Source organism: Labrys sp. KB_33_2, assembly GCF_052114505.1.
Classification (GTDB): Bacteria; Pseudomonadota; Alphaproteobacteria; order Rhizobiales; family Labraceae; genus Labrys.
Genome location: NZ_JBFREW010000014.1, coordinates 206,537 through 220,208, shown reverse-complemented (window position 1 = coordinate 220,208; position 13,672 = coordinate 206,537). Strand labels below are relative to the sequence as shown.

13 protein-coding genes and 1 tRNA gene are annotated in these 13,672 nt (G+C 63.2%); 5 read left to right on the top strand and 9 right to left on the bottom strand.

All coding sequences use genetic code 11. The features are described 5' to 3' along the window. Positions 1–320 precede the first annotated feature (320 nt). A complete protein-coding gene (locus AB4037_RS24590; RefSeq protein WP_441773279.1) occupies positions 321–788 on the top strand; it encodes a hypothetical protein in 468 nt (155 codons plus the stop codon). A gap of 109 nt (positions 789–897) precedes the next feature. Here AB4037_RS24590 and AB4037_RS24585 read toward each other — a convergent pair whose 3' ends face one another. Both AB4037_RS24585 and AB4037_RS24580 read right to left on the bottom strand, forming a co-directional pair. Continuing rightward, positions 898–2,676: a hypothetical protein gene (locus AB4037_RS24585; RefSeq protein ID WP_441773278.1), complete on the bottom strand. Its 1,779-nt coding sequence runs from the start codon at positions 2,674–2,676 to the stop codon at positions 898–900. Positions 2,677–2,774: 98 nt separating this feature from the next. Beyond that, positions 2,775–2,859, bottom strand: a tRNA-Leu gene (locus tag AB4037_RS24580). A gap of 298 nt (positions 2,860–3,157) precedes the next feature. Between AB4037_RS24580 and AB4037_RS24575 the strand changes: the two genes are divergently transcribed. Beyond that, complete coding sequence (locus tag AB4037_RS24575) at positions 3,158–3,721, top strand: NUDIX domain-containing protein (RefSeq protein WP_441773277.1); 564 nt, start codon at positions 3,158–3,160, stop codon at positions 3,719–3,721. Positions 3,722–3,740: 19 nt separating this feature from the next. Here AB4037_RS24575 and trpA read toward each other — a convergent pair whose 3' ends face one another. The 3 genes from trpA to AB4037_RS24560 are packed head-to-tail and all read right to left on the bottom strand — an operon-like array spanning position 3,741 to position 6,515. Further along, positions 3,741–4,568, bottom strand: coding sequence for a tryptophan synthase subunit alpha (gene trpA / locus AB4037_RS24570; RefSeq protein WP_441773276.1), 828 nt, complete (start codon positions 4,566–4,568; stop codon positions 3,741–3,743). A gap of 48 nt (positions 4,569–4,616) precedes the next feature. Beyond that, positions 4,617–5,834 (bottom strand): tryptophan synthase subunit beta, encoded by a 1,218-nt coding sequence (trpB, locus tag AB4037_RS24565; protein ID WP_434958305.1) that lies wholly within the window; start codon positions 5,832–5,834, stop codon positions 4,617–4,619. Positions 5,835–5,849: 15 nt separating this feature from the next. Beyond that, entirely contained in the window at positions 5,850–6,515 is a 666-nt protein-coding gene (locus tag AB4037_RS24560) for a phosphoribosylanthranilate isomerase (RefSeq protein ID WP_434958304.1), read from the bottom strand. Between the two features lie 73 nt (positions 6,516–6,588). Here AB4037_RS24560 and AB4037_RS24555 point away from each other — a divergent pair, with 73 nt between their 5' ends. Continuing rightward, complete coding sequence (locus AB4037_RS24555) at positions 6,589–7,056, top strand: hypothetical protein (protein ID WP_441773275.1); 468 nt, start codon at positions 6,589–6,591, stop codon at positions 7,054–7,056. A 95-nt stretch (positions 7,057–7,151) separates the two neighbouring features. Further along, positions 7,152–7,799 (top strand): M15 family metallopeptidase, encoded by a 648-nt coding sequence (locus AB4037_RS24550; protein WP_441773274.1) that lies wholly within the window; start codon positions 7,152–7,154, stop codon positions 7,797–7,799. Between the two features lie 178 nt (positions 7,800–7,977). Here the strand turns inward: AB4037_RS24550 and AB4037_RS24545 are convergent, their stop codons facing one another. From AB4037_RS24545 to AB4037_RS24535, 3 genes are all read right to left on the bottom strand, one after another. After that, positions 7,978–8,901 carry an SMP-30/gluconolactonase/LRE family protein gene (locus AB4037_RS24545; protein WP_441773273.1) on the bottom strand — a complete coding sequence of 308 codons (924 nt, stop codon included), beginning with the start codon at positions 8,899–8,901 and terminating at the stop codon, positions 7,978–7,980. Positions 8,902–9,106: 205 nt separating this feature from the next. Next, positions 9,107–10,201 (bottom strand): polyamine ABC transporter substrate-binding protein, encoded by a 1,095-nt coding sequence (locus AB4037_RS24540; protein WP_434958300.1) that lies wholly within the window; start codon positions 10,199–10,201, stop codon positions 9,107–9,109. Between the two features lie 158 nt (positions 10,202–10,359). Further along, positions 10,360–11,724, bottom strand: a complete 1,365-nt coding sequence (locus AB4037_RS24535; protein ID WP_441773272.1) for a glutamine synthetase family protein — start codon at positions 11,722–11,724, stop codon at positions 10,360–10,362. A 122-nt stretch (positions 11,725–11,846) separates the two neighbouring features. On the opposite strand from AB4037_RS24535, the gene AB4037_RS24530 reads away from it, so the two are divergent. Next, positions 11,847–12,524 carry a GntR family transcriptional regulator gene (locus AB4037_RS24530; protein WP_434958298.1) on the top strand — a complete coding sequence of 226 codons (678 nt, stop codon included), beginning with the start codon at positions 11,847–11,849 and terminating at the stop codon, positions 12,522–12,524. Between the two features lie 16 nt (positions 12,525–12,540). On the opposite strand, the gene AB4037_RS24525 is transcribed toward AB4037_RS24530, so the two are convergent. Next, entirely contained in the window at positions 12,541–13,611 is a 1,071-nt protein-coding gene (locus AB4037_RS24525) for a DUF2218 domain-containing protein (RefSeq protein ID WP_441773271.1), read from the bottom strand. Positions 13,612–13,672: the final 61 nt, after the last annotated feature.

The following is a 13,672-nucleotide window of genomic DNA, read 5'->3' as shown; positions in this document are numbered from 1 at the left end:
CAGAGCTCTCAGGCTCTCTTCACTATGTTGTATCGCTCGACGGATTGCCTCTGTCGTCGTGGCGCTGCCATGAAGAACCTGGCCCATAGTGCCTCCTTCCATCCGGTGGAAAAGATTGCACCATCAAAACACGGGATCAAACACCTAGGCCGTGCATTTTGCACAGGCCACATTGGGACGGCGCACGATAGCCGGCACTGAAGTCCGGCCCCGACACTAACCGAAACAATCGATTACCGGCCCAACGCGGGAGCCTCAAAGGTCCCCGTGAAGGACAAACCTATGGCCTTCGACAAGGCCTTCAACGAAAGGAACTACTAATGAAAGAATTCGTCGCCGCAACCAGCGCTGCTACCGCTCTCCAGGTCTCGCCCGACAAGACCGTGGCCGACATGGCGCTCGCCAAGGCACTCGGCTATGCGCAGCCCAAGGATTTCCGCAAGCTGATAAAGCGTCACCTCCCCGCTTTGGAGGCCATGGGATTGGTGCGCCACGCTGTCGCGCCAATCATCTCGGGTAAGGGGCGCATCTCGTCTGTCACTGAATATCATCTCAATCAGGCCCAGGTGGCGTTCCTGGTCGGAAAGGCGGGAACCAAGCGGGCCGATAGTTTGGCCATTGCCATGGCGGAGGTGTTCGCGCTTTTCGCTGACGGGGGCCTTGTCGCTGCCGATGAAAGGGCCGCGAAGGAGCTTGCGGATATCGCAGCACGCGAGGCCAGACGCAGGCACGACGAGGAGAGGGAGGCCCGTGACATGGGCTTTCGGGCACTTCGAGGGCGCTGGTAGCGGCTATACACCTGCTCGGATTGAACCGATGAAGCGGTGGCGAACGGGCCAAACTGTGCATTCCCTAGGAGGTGCATTTTGCACAGGCAGAGGGGCCGTGGCCCCTTTGCTAACTCCCCTTGGCGTAATCGGGGCGCACGACGCGCGATAGGTCGAGGCCCTTGAACTGCACCGCATCAATATGCTTTCCGAAATCTCGAATGCCGTAGCGCCGGTTTGAAGTTTTGGCCCGCGCCCTGTAGTGGCCCTGTATCCATTCGCGAACTTCTTCGGACAAGTCGGCCTTGGCAGCAGCCGTTCCCCAGGTCCCGCGAAACTCCCGGAGCGGTCGAATGTTGCTTGCCGGGATAGCGCCATGCTCACGCGCATAGGCTCCCCACCACGTCGCGAAGTTTTCGTGAAGGTAGCTGCGCTTTCCTTTTGTGGTGAGCTTCGGGAAGAGCGCCATCTCGCCAGCCCGCCTCAGGCTTTCCACGTAGCCAAGGAACCCGAGGTCAAGCAGCCGCGTGGCGATGGGCAACGTTCTGCGCACCAGGAGGTTACCCTCGGCTTTGAGATGACGGCTCCCCTTCGCCGGATGGTCGCCCTCATCAGTGATACGGAGGCACCAGCACTTCTCTTCATCGTCATGGAAGATGTCGCTTACGAGAAGCTGGCTCATTTCCTCGGGACGTGTGCCGTATGTGAGGAGAAGAAGGGGAAGCCAGAATGCCGCTTCTCCCCGGCCACCCTTCGGGCGCTCACCTGCCGTGAAGACCGGGAGGTTGAAAATCGCCTGTAGCTGGGCAGCGGTGAAGCCTTCAGTCGGCGCGGGCATGGTTTCTTCAACGCGCTGCTCACTAAACGGGTTGTCCAGCGAGCGGTCAATGAAGCCGCGCTTCCGCGCCCAACTCCAGACCGAATTCAGATGATTGATATGTCCGTTGACCGATTTGCCCGTAAGGCGTGCAACATCGGGTCGGCCCTCATAGGCCGCTACGAGTTCCTTAAGGCTGAGGCTGCGGTGCTCCTTGGCAGGCAGCCGGGGGCGCTGTTGCAAAAGAAACACCCACTCAGCTACCTCACGGCGGGTGATGCTCGCCATCGGTCGCTGGCCGTAAACACCCTCGAAAAGCCGAAGAGCCGTCTCAGTGGCCTCCCTCGTGGAGTAGCCCTTCTGCTTGCTGACGAGCTTCTTCTCCGACATCTCGCGAATGGTTAGCCCGGCGTCTGCCGCTGAAGGCTCCGGCAACGGCGGAGGAGGGGCAGGGGTCGGGACCAGTTCGCCGCGCTGCCGCTTAAGTCGAGCGGTCACCAAATCGATCATCATGGTGACGTAAGCCTTGCCAAGGCGGCGGAAGCCGAGGCTGGCCTTGTCGACGTTCAAGCCATGAGAGAGGCACAAGTCCTCCATCTCGGCGTGATGAAGCTCGTCAACCTGCCCACGCGCGTAGTCGTGCTGGAGCCGCACCAGGGCGCCCTCAAGGGTTTCCTGGCGGTTGTTCCAGCGACGGTCGGGGTCTGGATTGGCTCGCGCTCCAGGCACGTCCGCTAGCTGCCTGCGAACGTCTTCAAAGAGATGGTCGGCATCCTCGTCGAAACGATCTTCTTCATCTGCTTCGAGAACTCGGCTGCGCTCAGTCGCGATGATGTGGGCAATCGTCTCGGCGCTCAGTTCATCGAAGACCCCGACTGCCCGCTTTTTCGCGGCAGCGAGAAGGCCTTCGCATTCTGAGGAGGCTGCCGCGTAGCGGCGCATCAATTCGGATTGTGTTTGGCGAGTCGGGCCAAGCCAGCGGATGAATTCTCTCAGATTTCCCTCGATGTGCCCGCGAAGCGCGACCGGAACAACCTTTCGGTATTTCCAGCGGCCATCAACGTCGTAGAGATTTCGCACGAGAACGCCCATTCCGAAGCTGCCTTTGTACCAACGTTTTGTACCAAGCGCAGCGCGTAAGCTATTGATTTTTCGGAATACCAAGCCTCGTCAAAGGCTTGGTCGGGAAATGGTGCCCAGAAGAGGACTCGAACCTCCACACCTTGCAGTACACGGACCTGAACCGTGCGCGTCTACCAATTCCGCCATCTGGGCGCGGGGGTCTTCTAGGGGGGCGGAGGGCCGATGTCAACGCCCATTTGCAGTTCTTGCGACAGCTTGATGAAACCGGCTTCAAACTGGCGTCCCGCCTTGCGTTTGACACCTTGCTGGGCTTGTGTGGATGCGAGAAGAACGCGTTTTAGCGAAGCATGGCTTCGCCTGGGCGCTTCATCTCGACATGCCTTGCGATTGCGTGTCCTGCGATTCCGAAGCTTGCGATTCCAAGGCCTTGCGATTTTTGGTGATCGTGCCGTACCGCAGGGCGCCTCTGGATTTGAATGGAGTGAATGCCTTGCCTGCAGTGATTCTCGACGAGGCCCTGCTTTATGACGGCTGGAACCGGCTGCTGATGGTCAAGGCCCGCACGCAGGGCGGCGCAGTGATTCACCGCAGCGTCGAGGATCACGGCGATGCGGTGACGGTTCTGCCCTTCGATCCCGAGCGCCGGCTGGCTCTGCTGGTGCGCCAATTGCGCGTGGCGATTCTCAAGGGACATGGGGTGGAGGCTTCACTCGAGGCACCGGCAGGCATCCTGGACGAGGACGATCCGGCCGATTGCGCCCGGCGCGAGGCGATGGAGGAGGCCGGGCTGGAACTGAAGGCTCTGGTCCCGCTCGGCGCGGCTTTCGTGATGCCGGGTATCTCGACCGAGAAGATGCATATGTTCCTGGCCGAATATTCGGCGGCGAGCCGTGTCGGCGCTGGCGGCGGTCTGGCGGAGGAGAACGAGGAGATCGAAGTGGTCGAGATCGGGCTCAAGGACCTGGCTGGCATGGCCGACCGTGGCGAGCTTTCCGATCTCAAGACCTACAGCCTCGTGCAGACGCTCCGGCTGAAGCGGCCGGAGCTGTTCTGAGGCAATACCGGGCCGGGTATTACTTCCTGACGCTGCGGGCGCCCTTGGCGATGTCGCTGACCAGTGCGAGCACGGCCGGTACGGTCTTGTCCGTCGCGCTGTTGTCGGCGTCGAGGCTGGTGCGCACCGCTTCCACCAGGGCCGAGCCCACCACCACGCCGTCGGCGCCCTCGGCGATAGCCCGGGCATGCTCGGCGGTCTTGACGCCAAAGCCGACGCAAACAGGCAGGTCGGTATGCTGCTTGATGCGGCCGACCGCGCCGGCGACCACGCCGAAATCGGGCGTGGCCGAACCGGTAATGCCGGTGATTGAGACATAATAGACAAAGCCGGACGTGTTCTGCAGCACCTTGGGCAGGCGCTTGTCGTCCGTGGTCGGCGTCGCCAGGCGGATGAAGGCGATGCCGGCCTTCAGCGCCGGCAGGCAGAGTTCGTCATCCTCTTCCGGCGGCAGGTCGACCACGATCAGGCCGTCGACCCCGGCGGCCTTGGCATCGACGAGGAAGCGTTCGACGCCATAGATGTAGATCGGGTTGAAATAGCCCATCAGGATGATCGGCGTGGCATCGTCGGTCTTGCGAAATTCGCGGATGACGCCGAGCGTCTTGGTCAGCGTCATGCCGGCCTTGAGGGCGCGCAACCCCGCGGCCTGGATGGCCGGCCCGTCGGCCATCGGATCGGTGAAGGGCATGCCGAGTTCGATGACGTCGGCGCCCGCGGCCGGCAGGCCGGCGAGGATCTTGGCTGAAGTCTCGATATCGGGATCGCCGGCGGTGACGAAGGTCACCAGGGCGGCGCGCTTTTCGGCGGCCAGGGCGGCGAAGCGGGCGGTGAGGCGGCTGGTCATGGGGTCACAAGCTCGGAGCAAGGGGCGGCAGGATGGGATGGCGGGAGGTCACAGTGACGTTCCCAAAATCTCGGCAACCTGCGGTACGTCCTTGTCGCCGCGGCCGGAGAGGCTGACCACCATCAGGTGATCCTTGGGCCGCTTGGGCGCGAGTTCGGCCACCCTGGCAAGGGCATGGGCCGATTCGAGCGCGGGTATGATCCCCTCCAGGCGCGACAGCAGCTGGAAGGCGTCCAGCGCCTCCTGGTCCGTCGCCGACAGATAGGTGGCGCGGCCCACCTCGTGCAGCCAGGAATGTTCCGGCCCGATGCCGGGATAGTCCAGGCCGGCGGAAATAGAATGGGCTTCCTCGATCTGGCCGTCGGCATCCATCAACAGATAGGTGCGGTTGCCGTGCAGCACGCCGGGGCGGCCGCCGGCGATCGAGGCGGCATGCAGGCTGGTGAGGCCGTGCCCCGCCGCTTCCACGCCGATGATCTCGACGGAGGGATCGTCGAGGAAAGGATGGAACAGGCCCATGGCATTGGAGCCGCCGCCGATGCAGGCAATCACGCTGTCGGGCAGGCGCCCTTCGGCTTCCATCATCTGCTCGCGGGTCTCACGGCCGATGATCGATTGGAAGTCGCGGACCATGCCCGGATAGGGATGAGGACCGGCCACAGTGCCGATGCAATAGAAGGTGTCGTGCACATTGGTGACCCAGTCGCGCAGCGCCTCGTTCATGGCGTCCTTGAGGGTCTTGGAGCCGGACTGCACGGGGATGACCTCGGCGCCGAGCATCTTCATGCGGAAGACGTTGGGTGCCTGGCGGGCGACGTCGACGGCGCCCATATAGACCACGCATTTCAGGCCGAAGCGGGCGCAGAGCGTGGCGGTGGCGACGCCGTGCTGGCCGGCGCCGGTCTCGGCGATGATGCGCGGCTTGCCCATGCGGCGCGCCAGCATGATCTGGCCGAGCACGTTGTTGACTTTGTGGGAGCCGGTATGGTTCAGCTCCTCGCGCTTGAGATAGATCTTGGCGCCACCGAAATGCTCGGTCAGCCGCTCGGCGAAATAGAGCGGGGAGGGCCGGCCGACATAGGTGGCCAGGTGTCCGTCCATTTCCTTCTGGAAGGCCGGATCCGCCTTGGCCTGCTTGTAGGCCTCTTCCAGCGACAGGATCAGCGGCATCAGCGTCTCGGCGACGAAGCGCCCGCCGAACTGCCCGAAATGACCGCGCTCATCGGGTCCGTTGCGGAAGGAATTGAGCTTGGGTGTCTCGGTCATCGTTGCGGCCTGTTGTCAGCGGGATGAGGTGGAAGCGGCGGCATAAGCCTGTCTTGCCGTCTCCACGAAAGCCCTGATCTTGTCGGGATTCTTCACGCCGGGCCGGTCTTCGACGCCCGACGAGACGTCGACCCCGTCGGGGGTGCTGATGCGGATGGCTTCGGCAACATTGGCGGGATCGAGCCCGCCCGATAGCATGAAGGGCAGGGTGCGGTCGAGATGCTTGAGCAGCATCCAGTCGAATGTCACGCCGTTGCCGCCGGGATGGGCGGCATCCTTCGGGGGCTTGGCGTCGAGCAGCAGCCAGTCGGCCACGCCGCGATAGGCGGCAGCCCGTTCGAGATCGGCGGCGCTGGAAACCCCGATCGCCTTCAGGACCGGCAGGCCGTAGCGCGCCTTGACCGCGGCGACGCGTTCGGGGCTTTCCTTGCCATGGAGCTGCAGGCCGTCGGGGGCGAGAGCGGCGACGATGGCATCGAGCCTGGCGTCGTCGGCATCGACGGAGAGTGCAGTCTTGCGGGCACGGCCCGATACCTGTGCGCCGAGCTGCGCCGCAAGGTCGTAGCCGATATGGCGGGGCGATTTCTCGAAGAACACGAAGCCGACCATGTCGGCGCCGGCGGCCAGAGCCGCTTCCAGCGTTTCGGGAGTGGAGAGACCGCAGATCTTGATCAATGCCATAATGGGGTCGAGATAGTTGCATCCGGCACACAATGCCAGTGAAATCAGGACAAAGCGCAGCAGGGGTGAAGGAATGTTCCCGAAAGGGCGGTTCGTCGGCGTGTTCGCCGTGATAGCTGGGCTGGTGGCGATGGCGGGGCCGGCAAGGGCGGCGCTGTGCTATGCCCGCGACTATGACACCGCCCATCTCGTCAAGCATGTCGACCAGCGCGTGACCCGCATCACGGTGCGTCTTCTCGCCGACAACGGCTCGGGCATCGGTGTCGGCCTGTGGTTTAGGGGCGACAAGCGTCAATGGTGGGCCGGCGGCGGCTGCCGCCAGCAGGGAACCGTCTTCGCGTGCACCCTTGACGGCGATGGCGGCACACTCACGGCGACGCAAAATACCAAGGGCATCCGCCTCGACGTTCCTGCCGCGGGCATTCAGGTGGAGCATCCCGACGCGCAGGGCAATGCCAGCTTCCAGACCGTCGATGGCCCGGAACACCGGGTCTTCCTGCTCTGGTCCGCCCCGGAGGCCGCATGCGAACCGCAGAATTGAGGAGGAGCGGTCGTCACCACCCCTGCTCTCCCTGCCGGGATCCGAGGGGAGCAACGCTTGGCTTACTTCTTGCTGGCGTGGCCATCATCGCAAACATGCCCACTTCAGCCTTCGCCGTTGACCTGCCGCCCGGCTTCGTCCGCCTGGCCGACATCGCGCCCGGCATCCGCCAGGACATGCGCTATGCCGGCTCCCATAATTTCGTCGGCCGGCCGGTGGCGGGCTATGAGAGCCCCGTCTGCTGGCTGCGCCGAGAGGTCGCGCAGGCGCTGGCCGCGACGGCCCGTGACCTCGAAAAGCGCCATTGGCGGCTCGTCGTCTATGATTGCTACCGGCCCAAGCGCGCCGTCGCCGATTTTCTGACCTGGGCCGGCGATGCCGCAGACCAGCATACCAAGGCCGAATTCTATCCCCGTACGCCCAAGTCGAGACTGTTCGCGCTCGGTTATGTCGCACGCGCCTCGTCCCATTCGAGGGGCATTGCCGTCGACATTGGGGCGGAGCAAGTCGATGCCGCCGGGCAGGTTCTGCCACTTGATTTCGGCGGCGGCTTCGACCTGTTCGACGAGATGTCCTGGACCGCGAGCAAGGCTGTGCCGGCGCAGGCCGCCGCCAATCGCAAGGCCCTCGTCGCCGCCTTCGCCGCGCATGGCCTGGCCAATTATGCGCGGGAATGGTGGCATTTCAGCCTGCCCGGCGCCGCGAGGGCGCCGGCCTTCGATGTCGTGATCAGGGAGCCTTGAGGACAATGCGATTCACGCAAGCGAGCGCAGGCGTTGTCATTGCCGGGCTTGCTGTAAAGGCCCGGCATCCAGCCCCGAGCCGGATTTGCGCCTGTGGCTTCTGGATAGCCGGGTCAAGCCCGGCTACGACAAATCGGAGTGTTTTCCTCCCCGGCGAACCACATTAGGCCAGAACGCGCTATTTCTTCGGCCGCTTGGCTCCCTGGGTGTTCAGGAACACCGCATAGAGCGAGGTGGTGCCGCAGATATAGAGGCGGTTGCGCTTGGGGCCGCCGAATTCGACATTGGCGACGACTTCGGGGATGAGTACCTTGCCGATCAGCGTGCCGTCGGGGGCATAGCAGATCACGCCTTCGCCGGAAGATGTCCAGACATTGCCGTGGATGTCGACACGCAGGCCATCGAACAGGCCGGCTGGTGAGGTGGCGAAGACCTTGCCGCCCGAGAGCGTGATGCCGTCCTCGCTTACGTCGAAGACGCGAATGTGGCGCGGGCCGTTTTCGACATGGGTGGCGCCGGTGTCGACGATGTAGAGCCTGGATTCGTCGGGCGAGAAGGCAAGGCCGTTCGGCTTGACGAAATCGGTGGCCACCGCCTGCAGCTTTCCGCCGCGCGCGGGCAGGCGATAGACATAGGAAGCGCCGATCTCGGAGGGCGCTGCATCACCTTCATATTCGGAATCGATGCCGTAGGTCGGGTCGGTGAACCAGATCGAGCCGTCCGACTTCACCACCGCGTCATTGGGCGAGTTCAGGCGCTTGCCCTCGTATTTGTCGGCCAGGATGGTGCGGCTGCCGTCATGCTCGATGCGGCTGACGCAGCGCCCGCGATGCTCGCAGGCGATCAGCCGGCCCTCGCGGTCGACGGTGTGGCCGTTCTGGTTGCGGCTGTCGTGGTCGTACACCGAAACCGAACCGTCGGTCTCGTCATAGCGCATCAGCCGGTTGTTGGGGATGTCGGACCAGATCAGATATTTGCCCGCCGGGAAATAGGCCGGCCCCTCCGCCCAGCGCGTGCCCGTATAGAGCTTGTCGAGCTGGGAATTGCCGAAGATGAGCGCCTTGAAGCGCGGGTCGGCGACCACGAATTCCTTGGGGAGCATATCGGTTCCTCGTTGGTTTTGGTTGGTCGCATGGAACGACAATTGCCCGGCAAAATCAATTCATCGGACAAAAGAAAACGGCGCGGAAACCGCGCCGTGGAGTGAGGGCATTTTTCGGAACGCGGACATCTTGTCCGCTCTTGGAATCGCCGCGCTTGACGGTGAGGCAAGAGGCGGACTGGAAGTCCGCGCTCCTAGATCCAGTTCACTGGCCCGTCTTGACCCGCGTCCAGGTGCGGGTAACCAGCGTCTGCACCTTGGCCTGATAGGGCTGCACGGTGTAGGTCTTGGCCAGCATGTCGTCGCTGAGATAGATCTGCGGATTGTCGGTGATCGCCTTGTCGACCAGCGGCTTGGCCGCCAGCACGCCCGAGGCGAACTTGGTGGCGTCGGCATTCTTGGCCGCGACGTCAGGACGGATCATGTAGTTGATGAAGGCATGAGCCGCGTCGACATGCTTGGCGTCCTTGGGAATGGCCATGGTGTCCATCGACATCAGCGTGCCTTCCTTGGGCACGACATAGTCGACCTTCACGCCGTTCTTGGCTTCCTCGGCACGCGCCTTGGCCTGATAGGTGTCGCCGGCCCAGCCGATGGCCAGGCAGATGTCGCCATTGGCGAGCGCGTTGATATATTCGGAAGAGTGGTACTTCTTCACATAAGGCCGGACAGCCTCGAGCAGCTTGCCAGCGGCGTCGATGTCCTTCTTGTCGGTCGAGCCCGGTTCCTTGCCGAGATATTTCAGGGCGGCCGTCAGGACATCCTCGGGGCTGTCGAGGAAATAGACGCCGCAATCCTTGAACTTGGCGAGATTCTCAGGCTTGAACACCACGTCCCAGCTGTTCATGGGCTGGTCGCCATAGACGGCCTTGGCCTTGTCGACATTATAAGAGATGCCGGTGGTGAACCAGGTGTAGTCGACAAGGTACTCATTGCCAGGATCGTAAACCGCAAGATTCTCCATGATCTTGGGCCACAATTCCTTGTAGTTGGACAATTTGGACTTGTCTATTTTCTGAAACACGCCCGCCTTGATTTGGCGTGAAGCAAAGGTCGCAGAGGGGAAGACGACGTCATAGCCGGAATTGCCCGCGAACAATTTGGTTTCCAGCACCTCGTTGGAATCCATGGTGTCGTAGACCACCTTGATTCCGGTTTCCTTGGTGAAATCTTCCAGTACGGTCGGGCCAATGTAATCCGACCAGTTATAGACGTTGACGACCTTGTCCTCGGCCATGGCCTGGCCCGCGAGCAAGGCCACGGCCGTGGCGGCGAGAGCCAGTTTCTTGAAGGCTGACATCGGGAACACCTCCTCTGGGTGAGCGACGCGCATTCCCGGACGCGACGCTGTTCTCTGGAAGCTAGAACTCCTGCTGAACCTGCTCAAGCCTTCCGAAGGGCTTTTCGTGATGTTTTATGTAGCAAGCCCGTTACCGGGCAGGAGCGGATGTTGCGAGACTACAGATAGGTCTCATATTCCAGGCTGGAGATCCGGCGCTCGAACTCGGCGCATTCGAGTTCCTTCATCACCGCATAGACTTCGGCGAAATGCTCGCCGAAATGCCGGCGGGCGAAGTCCGAGCCCCGGAACAGGGCCACGGCTTCCTGCATCGAGCCCGACAGCCTGGGAGCGCCGAGATCATAGGCATTGCCGATGATCGGCTCGGGCGCCGGCATCTTGTTCTCCATGCCTTCATGCATCGCGGCCAGGATGGCCGCGAGCACGAGATAGGGATTGGCGTCGGCGCCGGCGATGCGGTGCTCGATGCGGGTGGCCGCCGGGCTGCCATTGGGAATGCGCACCGCCACCGAGCGGTTGTCATAGCCCCAGGTCAGGGAGACCGGCGCATAAGAGCCCGGCATCAGGCGGCGGAAGCCATTATAGCTCGACACGAACAGCAGGGCCGTCTCTGGCATATGGGTCAGCATGCCGCCGACGGCATGGCGCAGGGTCTCCGCGCCCGTGTCCGGCTTGGCAAAGACATTGGCGCCTTCGGCATCGAGGAGGCTGGCATGGATGTGCATGCCCGAACCGGCGGTGTCGAGATAGGGCTTGGGCATGAAGCTGGCGCGCAGGCCGTGCTTGCGCGCCACGCCCTGGATCATCCGGCGCAGCAGCACGGCGTCGTCAGCCGCCGCCATGGCATCGTCGCGATGGTAGAGATTGATCTCGAACTGGCCGGGTGCGGCCTCGGAAATCACCGAATCCGCCGGCAACCCCTGGATCTTGGCGGCCTCGCGCATCTCTTGGATCACCGGCGCGAAGGTGTCGAGATCGGAGATCGAATACATGTTCTGGCGGGCGGGCCCGGTGTCGCGGTGGAACACGGTCTTAGGCGTCTCGCCCGGTTCGCCGCCGCCCTGCAGCAGGTAGAACTCGAGCTCGAAGGCAACCACAGGCTTGAGGCCGAGGGCCGTGAACTTGTCGAGCTGGGCCTTGAGGATATGGCGCGGATCGAGCATCCAGGGCCGGCCATCCGGCAGATACATCGAGATCAGCGCCTGCATGGCGGGCTGGGAAGACCAGGGCACCGGCTTGAGCGTGCCGGGGACGGGGCGGCACAGGCCATCCTTGTCGCCGGTCTCGATATGAATGCCGGTTTCCTCGACCTCGCGCCCCCAGACGTCGAGGCCGAACATCGATTGCGGCATGGCAACCCCGTCCTTGAGGACCTTGTCGATTGCCGAGCCGGGCAGCCATTTGCCGCGGAGAATACCGTTGGTGTCGGGAAGCAGCACCTCGATGACGTCGACTTGCGGGGCGGAGGGCAAATTTTTCGAAGCCGAAGGCAAATCTGCAGCATCGCCGGCGAGTTTGTTCACGCCGTGCGTTTGAAATCCCATGGTACACCGGGGTTGTGAATGCGTTGCGTCTTGACGCATCCTTCATCTGCGCTAATTGTGATCACAAATCTTGGCCGTGTCAAATGGAGTCCGTTTCGCCCATGCCGAGTTCGCCTAAGTCGAGCAGCAGCGAGCCCGCCAGCAAGTTGGCGCCGGTGCATGACAAGGTCTATGCGGCGATCCGCAGCGGGCTGGTTGGCGGCCAATTCGTCCCTGGCCGAGCCGTGACCCTGCGCGGTCTGGCCGAGATGCTCGGCGTCAGTCCGATGCCCGTCCGGGCCGCAGTGACGCGATTGGTCACCGAGGGCGCCTTGACCTTGACCGCGACGCGCCGGGTCAGCGTTCCCGTGATGACCCCCGCTCGCTTCGAGGAATTGGTGCGCGTGCGCATGCTGCTGGAGGGGGAGGCGGCCGAAAGGGCGCTGCCCGCCATCGATGCCGAACGCCTCGCCGCCATCAGGACGCATGACGACGAGGTCGAGCGCTGCCTCGCCGAAGACGATGCCGAAGGCTATATGCGGGCCAATCACGCCTTCCATTTCGCCATCTATACCGCAGTGCCCTCTTCGGTGCTTCTGCCCCTGATCGAGACGCTCTGGCTGCAATTCGGCCCGTTCATGCGGCTTGTGTACGAGGATCTCGACATGAGCGGCCTCGTTGACCAGCATCATCGCGCCATCACCGCGATCGAGCGGGGCGACGCCAAGGGGCTGCGCGATGCCATCGAGGCCGATATCGGCGACGGCATGCGCATCATCGGCAAGATGGCGCTGGGCTGAGGCTGCCCCGCCCGCTTCAGTGGCCAGGCTCGCCGCGATGCCAATAGGCAACGGCGCTGACGGCATGTTTGGGAAGCTGCAGGACCTCGCGCCAATGATGGCGCAGCCGCCGCGCCGTCTCCGCTTCGGCGCCGAGCCAGCACTGGAAACGGCCCTCGGAGGGAAGCGGGACCGCGATGACGGCCTCGGCCAGGAGGCCACTTTCGCCGGCCGGGCAGCCGTCGCGCAGGAGCCATTTGAGTTCGACGCCAGCAGGCGGGACGAGGGCCTGGATCTCGTCGGCATCCGCCACCTCGATCAGGGCGATGCCGCGTGCCTCGGCCGGCATGGCCTCGAAGATGCGGGCAATGGCGGGAATGGCCGTCTCGTCTCCGGCGATCAGGTACCAGTCCGCCTCATCGATCTCGCCGCCGCCCGGCCCGAGCATGCCGACGATGTCGCCGGGTTTTGCCCGGGCCGCCCAGCCCGAGGCGATACCGGCATCGCCATGCAGCACGAAATCGACATCGACCTCGCCCGCTGCCGCGTCGATGCGTCGAATCGTATAGAGGCGCTGTGTCGGCCGGCGTTCCTCCGGCGGCCAGATGCGGCGTCCATTCCTGGCCGGGCGGGGCCATTCCGGTTTGTCGAGCCCCGCCGGCGGGATGAGCAGGCGGATATGGATGCCGTCTCGCGTGAAGCGCTGGAGATCCTCGCCCGCAAGGGTGATGCGCCGGATCAGCGGTGTGACCTGGGTGACCTGCCTGACCCGCATCTCGCGAAGACCAGGAAGAACGGTAATATCGCACCCGTCTCCGGTCCACACCAATTCTGGCTTTTCGGCCTGTGCCGCCTTTTCGAGGCGAAGGCTGAGTATGAATTTCAGAGCCGACAAGCCCTGCTCCGTGTCGGCCTCGGCCTTGATCGTCAATTCGCTGGGACGCGCGGCGAGATAGGCGGTTCCTCGCCCGCGCGGTAGTTCGATTTGGGCGGTCTCGCCGGTGCGCCGGATTGGAAATTCGTCTGTTTCAAAGTCATTGCAAATTGAATTCAAGTATTCATTTCCAAAACTCGTGTCGATGCGAAGTTCGGAATTTAGCGTGCTCATGGCGGGGATCTCGGGAGGGAAAGCGTGTTGCAAAACACCATCCCTCTATCCGTCTCCATAA